The sequence below is a fragment of the Shigella sp. FC1967 genome (genome assembly GCF_001743005.1).
Classification (GTDB): Bacteria; Pseudomonadota; Gammaproteobacteria; order Enterobacterales; family Enterobacteriaceae; genus Proteus.
Map to the genome: position 1 here is coordinate 1 of NZ_MIIZ01001031.1, position 15,202 is coordinate 15,202.

Genomic DNA, 15,202 nt, shown 5'->3' on the forward strand with positions numbered 1-15,202 from the left:
CGTAAATTTAAATAGAAAGTTAACTTTGAAGTTTAGATGAGTTTAGCTATTTAAATATAAGCATAGTGTTAGTTTATTGTTATTCGTAATTGAGAAAAAGAATTATTCTAATTAACGCTTATTATCAAATAATAAAAAATCACTGAGTTTTTTACCCTAAACTGCTGTTTATTTAAACGGTAAAAGATGCCAAAAAGTAGATATTTTGTAGAGTTACATTTATTTATCTTATGTGTTTTTACTTAAAAAAAAAACAAAAATCAGTGAAAAATATAAAATGAACCCCCTCTTTATTAGGAGAAATTTGTCTGTTGAAGAGGATGCGAGTAAACTGCACGCTTTGTTTTCTGTTGGAGTTTTTCGTTCATGAGTGAAATCGCGGATTGGCAGCCAAGCGCCTCAATCGCCAACTTACTAAAAAAAGGCGAAAATAGTCAGTAATATTAGGCGTTTTTTCACTGATCGTGGTGTGTTAGAGGTTGAAACACCGATGATGAGTCAGGCTACCGTTACCGATGTTCATCTTTACCCATTTGAAACTCAATTTGTGGGGCCTGGTGCTTCTCAAGGGCTAAAACTTTATTTGATGACAAGCCCTGAATACCACATGAAGCGTTTATTAGCTGCAAACAGTGGGCCGATTTATCAAATGGGACGTTGCTTCCGTAATGAGGAAGCCGGTAGATATCATAATCCGGAATTTACGATGCTAGAATGGTATCGCCCTTGTTTTGATATGTACCGGTTGATGAATGAAGTCGATGATTTATTGCAAGAAGTGTTAGATTGTGAGGCTTCAGAGTCACTCTCTTATCAACAAGCATTCTTGCGTTATCTTGATATCGACCCTTTATCAGTAGATAAAGAGAAGTTGCGTGAAGTGGCCGCAAAACTGGATCTATCAAATATTGCCGATACTGAAGAAGATAAAGATACGTTACTTCAGTTGCTATTTGTTTCTGGGGTTGAACCTCATATCGGTTTAGAAAAGCCAACCTTTATCTACCATTTCCCTGCATCACAAGCCTCATTAGCTGAAATCAGCTCTGAAGATCATCGTGTAGCAGAGCGTTTTGAAGTCTATTTTAAAGGTGTTGAGTTAGCGAACGGATTTCGTGAATTAACGGATGCGCAAGAACAACGCCATCGCTTTGAACGTGATAATCGTCAACGTGTGGCAATGGGATTACCAGAGCAACCTATTGATGAGCGCTTTTTAGCCGCTCTTGAAGCAGGGTTACCTGCGTGTTCAGGTGTGGCTTTAGGGGTTGATCGCCTTATTATGCTAGCGTTGGGTGTTGAACGCCTTAGTGATGTTATTGCATTTCCTGTTTACAGGGCATAAGTGCGATATCGATAGTATTAAAAAGAGAGCCTTGGCTCTCTTTTATTTTTTAGATTTTCGGTTTTGTCTTCGTTTTTCTTCTGCTTCAAGCGCTTTTTCTTGAAACTTTGCAAACTTGTTTCCTGTTGCCTCTTTCATATAGCGATAATTAAGAAACCAGAACGTAATACACGAAAATAAAATAACCCACCAAATTAAAAGTAGCTTTAATGTAGAATTAACACCCAGCATTAAATGAAAACTAATTAAGACCATTAAGCTAACAAATATCGAGCTAAATAATCCTCCTGTAATTTGCGGCATATATTTTTTTTAAAGGGGTGATACTGATTAATGGCAAAATAATGGCCATAGAGAACAGTACGCCAAATGTGGCAAACATAATAATTGAGATAGGTTCATCAAAGCTTAGAAACCAATCCGTTATACCCAAAAAAGAAAAGGGGAATTTCTATCATAAAGCTGCCTCCCTACTAGGATAGAAAAGAGGAATATCTTTAAAATTAAAAATCAGTTTAAACAAGATATTGGGAAAAATATGTATTTCAGTATTATAGAGTGTGACGGATTGATTAAAAAAATTCACGTCTATCGGCAATACACTCTTCTAATTCTTTCGCTTGCATTGTAATAAGATGTAAATTTTTCCCACTGATAAGATCAGGGTATTTTTCAGCAATTATGAGTGATTTTTTTATTTGTGGTAAATAACTGATTAGCTAAATTAATTTTTTTGTTCTAATGCATCTACATGTAAATAGTGCTCTCTATTTTCAGCTAATTTTTCAAATAAGGCTTTCTCATGAACCATTGCTTTTTGTGTAATCACTATCAGCATGGGGATCAAATCGGCTTGTTTTTTTAATAAAACATCAATATTAGCGAAGGCTTTATAGCAATTATTTTTTTAATATCACCATATTATTATAAATCATGACTAACTGACGTATTAAAGAATACATCAAGATAAGAATAAAAATGATAAATATAAGCCATTCCATATATCAATTACCGAGGAAGAGAAGTGTTACTAAAATAAAGCGTTAGTATGCCGTTTTGATAATCCATAGGTATCACTAGAATGGAAAAGATAACAAAAAGGGCAATGATAACGATGATGGTTGCGTTACGACGAAAAGGACGCGCTTTGTTCCAACGCACAACATAATCTTGTGGTGATAAACCTAATAGATAATGAGGAGCACTGTGTGTGATAACAACTTCATCATTGATAGATTCTGCACTCCCTATCAATAAATAAGTCGTATCTGCTTCTAAGATATATTCCTTAAAACGTTTATTATTATATTCCAGATCTTGATGAGGATTGATACCAAGATGAACTAAAGGTTTATCAAGGGCAAGAATTTGAATTGATCCCGTATCATCTGCCATTGTGAAATTATTAATCTTCTTTTCACAGAGTGTTTGGTGATAGCTTTTTTTACCTTCTTTATTTGTAGATATGTCATATTCATAATAGATGTAGCCATAACACTCTTTTTGACCCAAGCGACTCATTAATTTCTTGCCCGCAGTTATCTTACCTTCAATTTCAACAAGCCCAATGGCTAAAGAGCGAATTTTTAGATGTCGCTAGAATTTTTTTGAAAAACGTAAAAAACGTTTTTTTCAGGTGTTCTTTTTGACGATTTTGGTAAACGAACATTAAAACGAAACTTAAAAAAGAATAATCTTTGGTCAATAAACAAGCTGAAGCTTAAACTCAATAATAAAAGGCTAATAAATACCGTGTTTATCAATGCCGAAAACTTAGACTCACCTTCCATTTGTAATTGCTGATAATTTTTTATCGCTTTTTCACCAATATTTCCAATATGATTTGAAATGCCATAGGAGAAGAGCAAAATGACAGCAAATGCAATACAAGAGATAAGATTAACAACAGAATCTTCACCGCTAAGATAAAGGTTATTTTCTCGTGAAAAAAATAGGTAATTTCCAGCAGCAAAAACGATCCCTAAAAAGGGAACAATACCTAAGTTGTTCTTCTTTTTTTGAGCGCGTTTACTGCGTAAAAAATAGATTAATGCACCTACAGCACAGCCGATAGAAAAATAAATTAACACTGCAATTTATCCTTAATGCGGTTATTTAAAATGAATTCCTTCAAACTTCATTTCTTCTTTGGGTATTTCTAGTAATTGCATATGTTCAAAGCGGAAAAGGCTTGCAATTAAGCTATCAGGAAACATCTCTATTGCGGTGTTGTAGTTAGTCGTTGCATCATTAAACCCTTCACGACGTTGAGCTATTTTATTTTCTACATCACTAATACCTGTTTGAAGTAGCGCTAATTGTTCACCTGAAATTAATGTCGGATAATTTTCAGCAAGGGCAATCATGCCTCGTAGTGCTGTATTCATCTCATTTGCTGCACTGATTTTTTCATTAATACTTTGTGCTTTAAAATAGCGTTGTCTTGCGTCACTTAATGCAATAAATACACTTTTTTCGTGTTCCATGGCTTTTCGAACGACTGCCATTAATTGAGGAATTTGGTCAGCTCTTTGTTTCAAAATAACATCAATATTCGCAAACTGATTATTGACTTGATTACGAGTCGTAATAAGAAGGTTGTAAATTGAGATCCCCCAACCGATAAAAATAACAATACTAACAAGTAAAATAATAGCTATTATTGCCATAGTAATCCCTTCCTCTAAATATTTTATAAATAGTGATAGCTAAATTAAAAAGTAATTATAATTTTTAATTAAATTATTAGAGTAAATTAGAGGAAGATGAAGGAATATACAATCAGAAAGGGCGCAATTATCGAGGATACTCGTCATACTTCAAGTTGCAGCGTTGTTGACTACATTCATTCGTACTAGTCACATACTTCTGTATGCTCCTAGCATCTCATTCATTTGTCGCCTAGCTGCATCTTGAATTATTTAGAGTATCTACTGGCTATACTCTAATAGCTACACATTGAATTATCTAGAATATCTACTTGTTAGACTGCAAGTTGCAGCGTTGTTGACTACATTCATTCGTACTAGTCACATACTTCTGTATGCTCCTAGCATCTCATTCATTTGTCGCCTAGCTGCACCTTGAATTATTTAAGCGTAAATAAAAAACGATGAGTTATTTAGCTTGTTTTTGTAAGAATTTAACGCCTAAATCAGGGAAGTCTGTAAAGACACCTTCAGCACCCGCTTGGTTATAAATGATGTCATAAAGCTGATCACCATCTTTTGCGTATTTAGGCAGTTTATCAATACGGACAGTAAACGGATGAATGGCCAGTTTATTCGCATGAGCATCGGCAGCCATACCGGTTAAGGTGATTTTTTCTGGCGTTGAATCTGTCTCAACTAACATATGATAATCAGGGCCGATAGCATCAGCATAAGTCGCAATTTCTTTCATTGCACCTGGCTTAAACATCCACTCATAGCTGTAGTTTGTCCATGTACCATCAGGTTGTTTCTCATAAGTCTCATTCCAGTCGGTATAAGCTATTAACTGAACAAGTTTTAGATCCATACCCATTTTGGGCATCAATTCTGTTTTGATGCGTTTTAGGTCGTTAGCATCGAAGGATTGCAGATAAACATTGTCAGTTTTTTTTGTATAACCATATTGTTTAAGTACTTCTAGCACTTTGGTAGTAATGTCTTTACCTTCTTGCTCATGGAACCAAGGTGCTTTAATTTCAGGGTAAATACCAATATCTTGGCCTGTTGATTTGTTTAGACCTTGGATAAATTCAATTTCTTCTTGGAAAGTATGTACACGGAAATCCGATTTGCCCATAGGGAAACGGTTTGGATAACTTTGGACTTTTTTACCGTCAACAATGTCAAAGCCTTCAGTAAATTTCAGCCCTTTAATTTCTTCAAGCGTAAAGTCGATAGCGTAATAACGACCATCTTTTCTTGCTCTATTAGGATAACGCTCAGCCACATCTGTTACACGATCAAGATAGTGATCATGTAAAACAACGAGTTCGTTGTCTTTGGTCATCACTAAGTCTTGTTCAAGATAATCTGCACCTTGGGCATACGCTAACGCTTTGGCAGGAAGTGTATGTTCAGGCAAATAACCACTTGCACCACGGTGAGCGATAACGACCTTATCACTTGCCGCTTGTGCGATTGCACTTAAAGATAGAGTTAAAAGAACGCCTGCAACTAACGGTTTTATTTTAAAAGATGTACTCATAAAGCTGCTCCATTTTAATTCTACGTACAATAAAGTTATGTACAGTTGGCAATAAAAAAGCCACATCAAAAGAAATGATGTGGCTTCGTTTTTAGAGATGAGATTTAATCAATTTCATAAATAATCAGTTAGCGATTATTCATATTTCTGAAGCATTTCACGTTTGTGTTTGGTTTCTGAAACCATCACGATAAGTAATAATACAACAGACAGCGCACTACCGCCGATCATGACCATAAAGCCACCATCCCAGCCGAAGTAGTCAACTGTGTAACCTACGATAGCACTTGCTGCAACAGAGCCCCCTAAGTAGCCGAATAGACCCGTAAAGCCTGCCGCTGTACCTGCTGCTTTTTTCGGTGCAAGCTCAAGCGCATGCAGACCAATCAACATAACAGGACCGTAGATTAAGAAACCGATAATTAACATACACGCCATATCAATATTCGGGTTACCCGCTGGGTTCATCCAGAATACGATAGTTGCGATTGTTACCAAGGTCATGAAGAACACGCCAGTCGCACCACGGTTACCTTTAAACACTTTATCTGACATCCAACCACATAACAGTGTGCCTGGAATACCCGCGTATTCGTATAAGAAGTAAGCCCATGATGATTTATCCATCGCGAAGTCTTTTACTTCACGCAGATAAGTTGGTGACCAGTCCAGCACGCCGTAGCGCAGTAAGTAAACGAACACGTTCGCGATTGCAATCATCCACAGAAGTTTGTTAGGGAACACATACTTCATAAAGATTTCTTTTGCAGTCAGTTCTTGCTCGTCTGTTTCTTTATAATCAGGTGGGTAGTCGTTTTTGTACTCTTCAATCGGTGGAAGACCACAAGATTGCGGGGTATCGCGCATTAATGCGAATGCAATCATTGCAACTAAAATTGCTGCAAATGCTGGCATATATAACGCTGCTTTCCAGTCGTTAAACCATGCCATACCTAATAAGAATAGTAATGGAGGTAAACCACCACCGACGTTATGCGCACAGTTCCAGATAGAAACGATACCGCCACGTTCTTTCTGTGACCACCAGTGCACCATGGTACGTCCACAAGGAGGCCAACCCATGCCTTGGAACCAACCACAAAGGAACAACAGAACGAACATTATCATAATGCTCGAAGTTGCCCATGGCACAAAGCCCATAAATAGCATCACTAAGGACGCTAAAATAAGACCTGCTGGTAAGAAATAACGAGGGTTAGCACGGTCAGAGAATGAGCCCATGATAAACTTAGAGAAACCATAAGCAATCGAGATCCCTGATAAAGCGAAACCGAGGTCACCTTTAGAAAACCCTTCTTCTACAAGATAAGGCATTGCTAACGCAAAGTTTTTTCTTACTAAATAATAAGCAGCGTAACCGAAGAAAATCCCCATAAAGATCTGCCAACGCAGACGACGATAGACAGGATCTATCTGCTCTTTTGGCAAACGCGCTTTATGTGGCGCAGGTCTAAACAGACTTAACATATTAGCCTCCGATGGCTTTATTTTAATATGTTGATATTAAATAATGACAAAACGAACAATGAAGTTATCAAAAAACTTTCTTTAACGAACTTAATAGTAAACTTATACAATCAAATTTACTGTGAGGTATTACTCAGTTGTCGAATAATTTTTCAAGATGTGCAATTTTGAGTGATATGTTAACTTTATCAAATACTTTTTGTTAAATAATTTGTGATTGGTATCACATATGTGGTTTTAATTTTTCACTCGTGAGCGTTTCTCTTTCGTTTTTGCTCATTATCAAACATTAACCACATTTTTTGTGTATCTTATACACTATAATTAACGCTAAAGAATAATTAAGCGTTTGCTGAATGTAATGTGAGAGGGCATCTCTATGATGAGCGGTTCACCAGTGACAGAAACTGATGTCATTATTATTGGCGGGGGAGCAACCGGTGCAGGCATGGCAAGAGACTGTGCACGCCGTGGATTACGTTGTGTCCTGCTAGAAAGACATGATATTGCAACCGGTGCAACCGGTCGAAATCATGGATTGTTACACAGTGGTGCGCGTTATGCAGTAACAGATCCAGAGTCAGCGCGTGAATGTATTGAAGAAAACATGATTTTAAAACGGGTCGCTCGTCATTGTGTCGAAAAAACGGATGGCCTTTTTATTACTCTTCCTGAAGATTCTTTAGAGTTTCAACAGACCTTTATTCAATCTTGCCAAGCTGCAGGTATTGATGCTCAAGCGATTTCACCCGAAGAAGCTATTCGCTTAGAGCCATCTGTTAATCCGAATTTGATCGGCGCAGTTAAAGTACCAGATGGTACTGTCGATCCTTTCCGCTTAACTGCTGCAAATATGTTAGATGCCCGTGAACATGGCGCTCAAGTACTGACTTATCATGAAGTCGTTGGGCTTATTCGTGAAGGCGATCGTGTTAAAGGCGTGAAAGTTTACGACCATCAAACGAAAAATTTGTATGAAATTCGCGCACAAATAGTTGCAAATGCGGGGGGGATTTGGGGACAAAAAATCGCTGAGTATGGCGAGTTAAAAGTGCGTATGTTCCCAGCCAAAGGGGCGTTGTTGATTTTGGGTCATCGTATTAACAATATGGTGATCAACCGCTGTCGTAAACCAGCTGATGCTGATATTTTAGTACCTGGCGATACTATTTCATTGATTGGTACAACATCAACTCGCGTACCTTATGATGAAATCGACAATATGTATGTTACCCCTGAAGAAGTCGATATTCTTATCCGTGAAGGTTCAATGTTAGCGCCAAAACTGGCTCAAACTCGAATTTTACGTGCCTATGCTGGTGTGCGTCCTTTAGTTGCAAGTGATGATGATCCTTCTGGTCGTAATGTTAGCCGTGGGATTGTTTTACTCGACCATGCACAACGTGATGGATTAGAAGGTTTTATTACTATTACTGGCGGTAAATTAATGACTTACCGTTTAATGGCTGAATGGGCAACAGATAAAATCTGCGAAAAATTAAATGTCTCTGCTAAATGTACAACCGCAGAAGAAGCCTTACCTGGCTCCCGCCAATCAGCAGAGCAAGCATTACGTAGCGTTGTTTCATTACCTGCGCCAATTCGTGGTTCTGCGGTTTATCGCCACGGTGATTTGGCGAATAAATTATTGAGCAATGAACGTAGCGATAAGAGTTTAGTTTGTGAATGTGAAGCCGTTACCGCTGGGGAAGTTCGCTATGCTGTTAACTCTTTAACCGTCAATAACTTACTTGATTTACGACGCCGTACTCGTGTGGGGATGGGAACATGCCAAGGTGAGCTTTGCGCTTGTCGTGCAGCGGGTTTATTAAATCGTTTACAAGTCACGACGCCTCACGAGTCAGAACAACAGCTTGCTCATTTCTTAAATGAGCGCTGGAAAGGTATTCGCCCCATCGCTTGGGGTAATGCGTTACGTGAAAGTGAATTCACCAGTTGGGTTTATCAAGGTTTATGTGGTTTAGATGCTGATATGATAGAAAACGCAGCTCCAGCGGAGGCAGATAATGAAATTTGACGTCATCATTATAGGTAGCGGGCTAGCAGGTTTAACCGCAGGTATTCGTCTTGCTGAAGCCGGCAAGTCTTGCGCAATTATCAGTAATGGTCAAAGTGCACTACATTTTTCATCAGGTTCGTTAGATTTGTTAACTCATCTTCCTGATGGTTCGTTAGTGACTCAACCTAAAAAAGCGTTGACAGCATTGGCGGAGCTTGCTCCTAAGCATCCTTATAGCCGAATGGGGGATATTCAGGTTTCAGCCTTAATTGAACAAGCCCAAGCATTATTATCCAGTACAAAAGGTCTTGAATATCAAGGTAATGGTGATGAAAACCATTATCGTATTACACCTGTTGGGCGTTCACGTATGAGCTGGATGAGTCCAAAACGTGTACCAACTCATGGTATTGATCAAGCATTGCCATGGAAAAAGCTGGCTGTTGTTGGCATTGAAGGCTTTTTGGATTTTCAGCCACAATTTGCAAGTAATACGCTGAATGAGCAAGGTGTAGAGTCTATTCCTTATCATATTCACTTACCGCTATTAGACAGATTACGTGATAACCCAAGTGAATTTAGAGCTGTCAATATTGCGCGCTATTTAGATAAGCCTGAAAATACGAAAGCATTAGCGGAAGAGCTGAAAAAGCATATCGATGATAGTGTTGAAGCCGTTATTTTACCTGCGTGTATCGGACTGGATGCCGAAGAGCCGGTGACGCTACTTCAAGAGCTTGTGGGCAAGCCTATCTGTTTATTACCAACATTGCCGCCATCACTATTAGGTATTCGCTTACATCAAGCGTTAAAGCAGCGTTTCCAAAAAGCTGGCGGTTTAATTATGCCTGGCGATCGTGCAGAACAAGTTGATTTAATTGGTAATAAAGTTACAGGTATTCATACTCGAAACCACACTGATATTCCTATTCGTAGTGAGCATGTTGTATTGGCAACAGGTAGTTTCTTCAATAATGGATTAATTGCAGAGTTTGATCGTGTTTATGAACCTTTGATGGAACTTGATTTGCTAGAGACATTACCACGCAATGAGTGGACACAAGTCAATGTCTTTGCAAAACAGCCTTATATGCGATTTGGTGTCGATACAGATAGCCAATTAAGACCGATGAAATATGGCGAAGTCTTAGAGAATGTTTACGCCATAGGTGCTGTATTAGGTGGGTTTGATCCCTTAAATGAAGGTTGTGGCGCAGGTGTTTCAATGATCAGTGCACTTTATGCTGCACAACAAATTTTACAGCACAATAAATCAGAACAGACCACATCTGCGGTTGTGGAGGCAGCACAATGAGTTTACATGATAACAGTTTTGAAGCGTGTATTAAGTGTACGGTTTGTACGACTTACTGCCCAGTTGCAAAAGTAAATCCTCTTTATCCTGGTCCTAAACAAGCGGGCCCTGATGGTGAGCGTTTACGTTTAAAAGATCCAATGCTCTATGATGAAGCATTGAAATATTGCACTAACTGTAAGCGTTGTGAAGTTGCTTGTCCGTCAGATGTGAAGATTGGTGACATCATTTCGCGTGCGAAACTGAACTACAATACAAAAACACCAAAACTTCGTGATGCTATTTTAAGTCATACTGATTTAATGGGAACATTATCAACGCCAATGGCGCCGATAGTAAATACTATTACAGGATTAAAACCTGTTCGTCAGATCTTGGATAAAGCACTTAAAATCGACCATCGACGTGAATTACCAAAATACTCTTTTGGTACATTTAGAACATGGATGAAAAAACAGGTTGAAGAACAGGCACGTTTTAAAGATCAAGTTGCCTTCTTTCATGGTTGTTATGCGAATTATAACCACCCACAATTAGGGAAAGATTTAGTTAAAGTATTCAACAAAATGGAGATTGGTGTTCAGTTATTGAAACGCGAAAAATGCTGTGGTGTTGCATTAATTGCGAATGGTTTTGTTAAACAAGCTAAAAAACAAGCCGCTGTAAACCTTGAATCTTTGACAGAAAAAATTGTTGAAAACAATATTCCTGTTGTTGCCACATCATCAACCTGTACTTTCACTATTCGTGATGAATATGAACATATTCTCGATATTGATACATCAAAAGTACGTGAAAATATTGAATTAGCGACACGTTATATTTATCGCTTATTAGAAGAAGGTCGTGAATTACCACTGAAACATACTCCACTAAAAGTGGTGTATCACACACCTTGTCATATGGAAAAAATGGGATGGGCTGCATATTCTATTGATTTAATTAAACGTATCCCTGGTGTTGAGGTCATTGTTTTAGATTCTCAATGTTGTGGTATTGCAGGAACTTATGGTTTTAAATCTGAAAACTACGATGTTGCTCAAGGTATTGGCGCAGGTTTATTCCGTCAAATTGAAGAGAGTGGCTGTGATTTGGTGATCACAGACTGTGAAACCTGTAAATGGCAAATTGAGATGTCAACGACGAAAAAATGTGAACACCCCATTAGTTTATTGGCAAGAGCATTATAAGTATTACCTATAAGATAATAAAAAAGTAATTGATTACTAAGATAACAAGCAGATAGGGAGTAAAAGAGGATCTTTTATTCCCTTTTTTTATATTCAATAAAAAAGATGTGAAATATAAGATAATAAGGAAATGACCTATCCCTAATATTGTGACGCACTGATTATGTAAATACTCTTATTTTTAATGAGAGATATAGGTGTTTTGATAAAGCCAAATATTTTGGATCTTTTTAAGTGTAATATTTTGCCCATCAACCAGCGAAAGCGCTTGTTTTCCCGCCTCGTTAATAATTGGAATATCTAATGCATGAGCTAATACGGTTGTATTAGACAGTGGATTCCCATGACTTAATAAAATACCTTTGATTTTGTTGGTATCAAGAGCCATTAATGTAGAGGGATGAAGCTGTTTTGTGACGAGAATTGCGTTTGTATATGGGGAGTGTGTGACAGGCGTAGGCGCTGAAGTTAAATAGCGTAGTAATCGAGATAAAATATCATCTAAATCACTTTCACGAGCACGCATATTATCATCATCCATTTGCGCATAAGTATCTATTAAATCAATGAAGGTCTGCTGTAAGGCAAATTCAGCATTACAGTGATGTTTGCTTATCATGCTACAGACAGTCAGTTGTAATTCGGCATTTTCTAATAAGAAACGGTGACTAGAAAAAATATGGGCATTTTGTTCTCCAATTTTGCGCTCTGCAGCTTCAGTTAACCAGTCGATATCCTTTTTGGAGCGCTCGATCGCTTTCACAAAACGTTTTTGCTCTTCAAGTAATAAATGAGAGGATATCTTTTTACGAGGGATCACAAAACGATGATAAGGATATAGCCAAACAGGCGCGGTGATCACTCTGACAGGTTCGTAATGTGTATTTTTAGGGTGAATATTAAAATGAGAAAAATTTTCGCTTAATCGCCGTTTTTTAATTATCACGGTTTTATGCGCTGCTTTTTCGGCTTCTTCAAGCGAAGCTCCTAATGCAATGCTATTGGCGGCAGCCAAGGTGCCTTCTACAATCGGTGCCGAACTTAATGTGACGTTAGTGGCAACGTTATGCTCAAGATTAGCGATAGCGAGTGCTGCATTTTGTGCGGAATGATAACTATCGAGTAAAACGAGTACACCTTGTTTGCTATAACATTTTTTAATTGTTGTAAGTATCGTTTCGGGTAACACTTCATGAGAAAGATCAGAGGGGGTTTGATAGTTGGTCGCAATGGCTATTTTTACTTGGTGATTTACAGTCTGATTAACGAGTTCTTTAATCCCATTGGCGAGTGTAAGACTCTTTGAAACTAATACGATACTGACCATAAAGCACCTTTTTTGTAAATACAAACAGGGAGATAAACACTCCCTGTTTACTCAGGCTTTAATAAAGCCATTCCCGCCCTAATTGGTCGGCAGTTAAAATCGCGGCATAAACTTTATCGGAATCGACGTCAAATGGCATGTTGTAAATTGTCTCACCTTCAGCACAACTTAACTCAGCAACCGCCATGATTTTTTCATTTAATTCATCGCCAGTGGCATTAATACCTAGCTCTTCTAACGTGACGGGTAGACCGACTAAAACACAGAAATCAAGGAACTCTTCTAACTCTTCTAATGGACTATTTTCTAACACTAACTGGACTAATGTACCAAAAGCGACTTTTTCACCGTGATACATGTTGTGACACTCTTCTAATGCCGTAAACCCATTGTGGATAGCATGAGCAGCGGCAAGACCTGCACTTTCAAATCCAATACCACTTAAAAAGGTATTAGCTTCAATAATATTTTCTACCGCACTTGTACAAACACCTCGGCTGACAGCGAGTTTAGCTTTGTATCCATCTTCTAATAACGTGTTATAGCAAAGTTCTGCAAGGGCAAGCGCCGCGAGCGTTGAACGCCCCCCAGCCATAGTCTGTTTTTGGGCATGACTGCAGGCTCTTGCTTCAAAGTAGGTTGCTAAAGCATCTCCCATTCCTGCCACCAATAAACGCGCGGGTGCAGAAGCGATGATATTCGTATCCATTACAACCACGTCGGGATTTGTTGGATAGAAAAGGTAACTATCGAATGCGACTAATTCAGTATAAATAACAGAAAGAGCACTTGTGGGGGCGTCAGTAGAAGCAATGGTTGGGGAGATAACAACAGGAAGTTGGCATTTATAAGCAACAGCTTTAGCTGTATCAAGTGTTTTACCGCCCCCAACGCCGATGATCACAAGAGAGGCTTGTGCTTTTGCTAGTTCAGATAGTCGATTGATTTCGTTGTGTGTACATTCACCATTAAAAAGCTCAAAGTGTCCATTAACTTCATACTGAGACATACTATCTTTAACGGTACTACCGACGAGATCCATAACAAATTTGTCAGCAATAATCAGTGCTCTATCACCAAAAGGCTTTGCGTACTTACCAATGTGATATAGCGCGTCTGGTCCTTGAATATATTTAGCGGGGGATTGAATAACTTTTAACATAATAGACTCCTACTATTCGCAAAAGAGAGTAAAAAATCCTTATGGTGAAACTCGTCATCCAACTGACATATAACAATATGGAGATGTTTCAAGAATACATTAACAGTTTAATGGATGAACAAAATAATTTATTGTAAATAATTAAGGCTTTTTATATTAGCATGTGAAAAATATCCTAATACTGATATTTAAGTCATATTTTGTGAATTGTTTAACTAATCATGCTAATTAATTGCTATATGAAATATTTACGTAAAATAATAAATTTTCTCAGTCGGAATAAAGCTTCATAAAATTGGCTTATGAAGCTTTATTATTTGAATTATGACATTAATATCATTATTTTTTTGCGAGGAGAGACAGATTATGAGTGAATTTCAGCATAATCTTGTTTTTGATTTTCTTGTGCGAAAAAATAGCGCAAAATAAAATTCAATAAAATTCCATAAGCCGGCAAGAAAAACAGCATACAAATGGTTAATTTGAATGCATAGTCGACTAAGGCAATTTCAACCCAATTCGCCGCCATAAATTCATCTGTACTGCGATAAAAGGCAATAAAGAAGAAGGCAAGCGTATCAAGTAAATTACCAAAGAACATTGCTGCACTTGGTGCTACCCACCATTTCTGTTGTTGTCTTAAACGATTAAAAACAGACACATCCATAATTTGACCTAACACATAAGCCATAAAGCTAGCTGTCGCAATTCTTGCCACCATAATATTAAAGTCAGCTAATGAGGCAAATCCCTGCCAACTGCCTTGGAAAAAGAGCGTTGAGATCAGGTAAGAAATCGTTAATGCAGGTAGCATAACGGCGGTAATAATGCGTCTGGCAAGTGGTGCACCGTAAATACGTACCGTTAAATCTGTTGCCAGAAAAATAAACGGAAAGGTAAAGGCACCCCAAGTGGTATGGAAACCAAAAATGGAGATGGGTAATTGTACAAGATAGTTACTAGAAGTAATTATCAGGATATGGAACAGAGAAAGCCATAACAGTGCCACCGCTTTTTGGCGGGGAGTAAACGTATACATAAATTGTACCTTTTTAGTGATTGGGGTGAGGGAACCCAATAAAACAGTGATTTCTCTCTTAGATGAGAGGATGCGCATAATACGCCTGTTGCGCAACAAAAGCAAAGGTTAGCGAAAAA

At 38.0% G+C, this 15,202-nt stretch carries 13 protein-coding genes and 1 pseudogene; 4 read left to right on the forward strand and 10 right to left on the reverse strand.

Features of this window, described 5'->3' with window-relative positions; translation table 11 throughout:
- The first annotated feature begins 366 nt into the window (after positions 1 to 366).
- A pseudogene (epmA, locus tag BHE89_RS17765) lies at positions 367 to 1,345 on the forward strand (elongation factor P--(R)-beta-lysine ligase).
- Positions 1,346 to 1,387: 42 nt separating this feature from the next.
- On the opposite strand, the gene BHE89_RS17770 reads toward epmA, so the two are convergent.
- The 7 genes from BHE89_RS17770 to glpT all read right to left on the reverse strand — a co-directional run bounded on the left by BHE89_RS17770 (position 1,388) and on the right by glpT (position 7,030).
- On the reverse strand, positions 1,388 to 1,648 hold the full coding sequence (locus BHE89_RS17770) for a hypothetical protein (RefSeq protein WP_128860684.1): 261 nt from the start codon (positions 1,646 to 1,648) through the stop codon (positions 1,388 to 1,390).
- Between the two features lie 421 nt (positions 1,649 to 2,069).
- Positions 2,070 to 2,183, reverse strand: a complete 114-nt coding sequence (locus BHE89_RS26305; RefSeq protein ID WP_286146265.1) for a hypothetical protein — start codon at positions 2,181 to 2,183, stop codon at positions 2,070 to 2,072.
- 170 nt (positions 2,184 to 2,353) lie between these two features.
- A complete protein-coding gene (locus tag BHE89_RS17780) occupies positions 2,354 to 2,866 on the reverse strand; it encodes a hypothetical protein (RefSeq protein ID WP_128860685.1) in 513 nt (170 codons plus the stop codon).
- A gap of 65 nt (positions 2,867 to 2,931) precedes the next feature.
- Positions 2,932 to 3,435 (reverse strand): hypothetical protein, encoded by a 504-nt coding sequence (locus tag BHE89_RS17785; RefSeq protein WP_128860686.1) that lies wholly within the window; start codon positions 3,433 to 3,435, stop codon positions 2,932 to 2,934.
- A gap of 21 nt (positions 3,436 to 3,456) precedes the next feature.
- On the reverse strand, positions 3,457 to 4,014 hold the full coding sequence (locus tag BHE89_RS17790; RefSeq protein ID WP_128860687.1) for a LemA family protein: 558 nt from the start codon (positions 4,012 to 4,014) through the stop codon (positions 3,457 to 3,459).
- Positions 4,015 to 4,462: 448 nt separating this feature from the next.
- Positions 4,463 to 5,542, reverse strand: coding sequence for a glycerophosphodiester phosphodiesterase (glpQ, locus tag BHE89_RS17795; RefSeq protein ID WP_069368226.1), 1,080 nt, complete (start codon positions 5,540 to 5,542; stop codon positions 4,463 to 4,465).
- Between the two features lie 135 nt (positions 5,543 to 5,677).
- The gene (gene glpT / locus BHE89_RS17800; RefSeq protein WP_069368227.1) at positions 5,678 to 7,030 is read right to left on the reverse strand and encodes a glycerol-3-phosphate transporter; all 1,353 of its coding nucleotides are present in this window, start codon (positions 7,028 to 7,030) and stop codon (positions 5,678 to 5,680) included.
- Positions 7,031 to 7,409: 379 nt separating this feature from the next.
- On the opposite strand from glpT, the gene glpA reads away from it, so the two are divergent.
- Genes glpA through glpC form a run of 3 tightly spaced genes read left to right on the forward strand, consistent with a single transcriptional unit; the run spans position 7,410 to position 11,555 of the window.
- Positions 7,410 to 9,068: an anaerobic glycerol-3-phosphate dehydrogenase subunit A gene (glpA, locus tag BHE89_RS17805; protein ID WP_260663932.1), complete on the forward strand. Its 1,659-nt coding sequence runs from the start codon at positions 7,410 to 7,412 to the stop codon at positions 9,066 to 9,068.
- Positions 9,058 to 10,365 carry a glycerol-3-phosphate dehydrogenase subunit GlpB gene (gene glpB, locus BHE89_RS17810; protein WP_069368228.1) on the forward strand — a complete coding sequence of 436 codons (1,308 nt, stop codon included), beginning with the start codon at positions 9,058 to 9,060 and terminating at the stop codon, positions 10,363 to 10,365. Before glpA ends, glpB begins: the two co-directional genes overlap by 11 nt.
- A complete protein-coding gene (glpC, locus tag BHE89_RS17815; protein ID WP_069368229.1) occupies positions 10,362 to 11,555 on the forward strand; it encodes an anaerobic glycerol-3-phosphate dehydrogenase subunit GlpC in 1,194 nt (397 codons plus the stop codon). The genes glpB and glpC overlap by 4 nt, the downstream gene beginning before the upstream one ends.
- A 181-nt stretch (positions 11,556 to 11,736) precedes the next feature.
- On the opposite strand, the gene BHE89_RS17820 is transcribed toward glpC, so the two are convergent.
- The 3 genes from BHE89_RS17820 to BHE89_RS17830 all read right to left on the reverse strand — a co-directional run bounded on the left by BHE89_RS17820 (position 11,737) and on the right by BHE89_RS17830 (position 15,083).
- A complete protein-coding gene (locus tag BHE89_RS17820) occupies positions 11,737 to 12,882 on the reverse strand; it encodes a phosphoenolpyruvate-utilizing N-terminal domain-containing protein (protein ID WP_069368230.1) in 1,146 nt (381 codons plus the stop codon).
- Positions 12,883 to 12,940: 58 nt separating this feature from the next.
- The gene (locus tag BHE89_RS17825; protein WP_069368231.1) at positions 12,941 to 14,044 is read right to left on the reverse strand and encodes a glycerol dehydrogenase; all 1,104 of its coding nucleotides are present in this window, start codon (positions 14,042 to 14,044) and stop codon (positions 12,941 to 12,943) included.
- 364 nt (positions 14,045 to 14,408) lie between these two features.
- Positions 14,409 to 15,083 (reverse strand): 7-cyano-7-deazaguanine/7-aminomethyl-7-deazaguanine transporter, encoded by a 675-nt coding sequence (locus BHE89_RS17830; protein ID WP_069368232.1) that lies wholly within the window; start codon positions 15,081 to 15,083, stop codon positions 14,409 to 14,411.
- Positions 15,084 to 15,202 lie beyond the last annotated feature (119 nt).

Coding starts and splice junctions, on each gene's coding strand:
- BHE89_RS17770 (WP_128860684.1), bottom strand. CDS start 1,648: ATGCCGCAAATTACAGGAGGATTATTTAGCTCGATATTTGTTAGCTTA.
- BHE89_RS26305 (WP_286146265.1), bottom strand. CDS start 2,183: ATGCTGATAGTGATTACACAAAAAGCAATGGTTCATGAGAAAGCCTTA.
- BHE89_RS17780 (WP_128860685.1), bottom strand. CDS start 2,866: ATGAGTCGCTTGGGTCAAAAAGAGTGTTATGGCTACATCTATTATGAA.
- BHE89_RS17790 (WP_128860687.1), bottom strand. CDS start 4,014: ATGGCAATAATAGCTATTATTTTACTTGTTAGTATTGTTATTTTTATC.
- glpQ (WP_069368226.1), bottom strand. CDS start 5,542: ATGAGTACATCTTTTAAAATAAAACCGTTAGTTGCAGGCGTTCTTTTA.
- glpT (WP_069368227.1), bottom strand. CDS start 7,030: ATGTTAAGTCTGTTTAGACCTGCGCCACATAAAGCGCGTTTGCCAAAA.
- glpA (WP_260663932.1), top strand. CDS start 7,410: ATGATGAGCGGTTCACCAGTGACAGAAACTGATGTCATTATTATTGGC.
- glpB (WP_069368228.1), top strand. CDS start 9,058: ATGAAATTTGACGTCATCATTATAGGTAGCGGGCTAGCAGGTTTAACC.
- glpC (WP_069368229.1), top strand. CDS start 10,362: ATGAGTTTACATGATAACAGTTTTGAAGCGTGTATTAAGTGTACGGTT.
- BHE89_RS17820 (WP_069368230.1), bottom strand. CDS start 12,882: ATGGTCAGTATCGTATTAGTTTCAAAGAGTCTTACACTCGCCAATGGG.
- BHE89_RS17825 (WP_069368231.1), bottom strand. CDS start 14,044: ATGTTAAAAGTTATTCAATCCCCCGCTAAATATATTCAAGGACCAGAC.
- BHE89_RS17830 (WP_069368232.1), bottom strand. CDS start 15,083: ATGTATACGTTTACTCCCCGCCAAAAAGCGGTGGCACTGTTATGGCTT.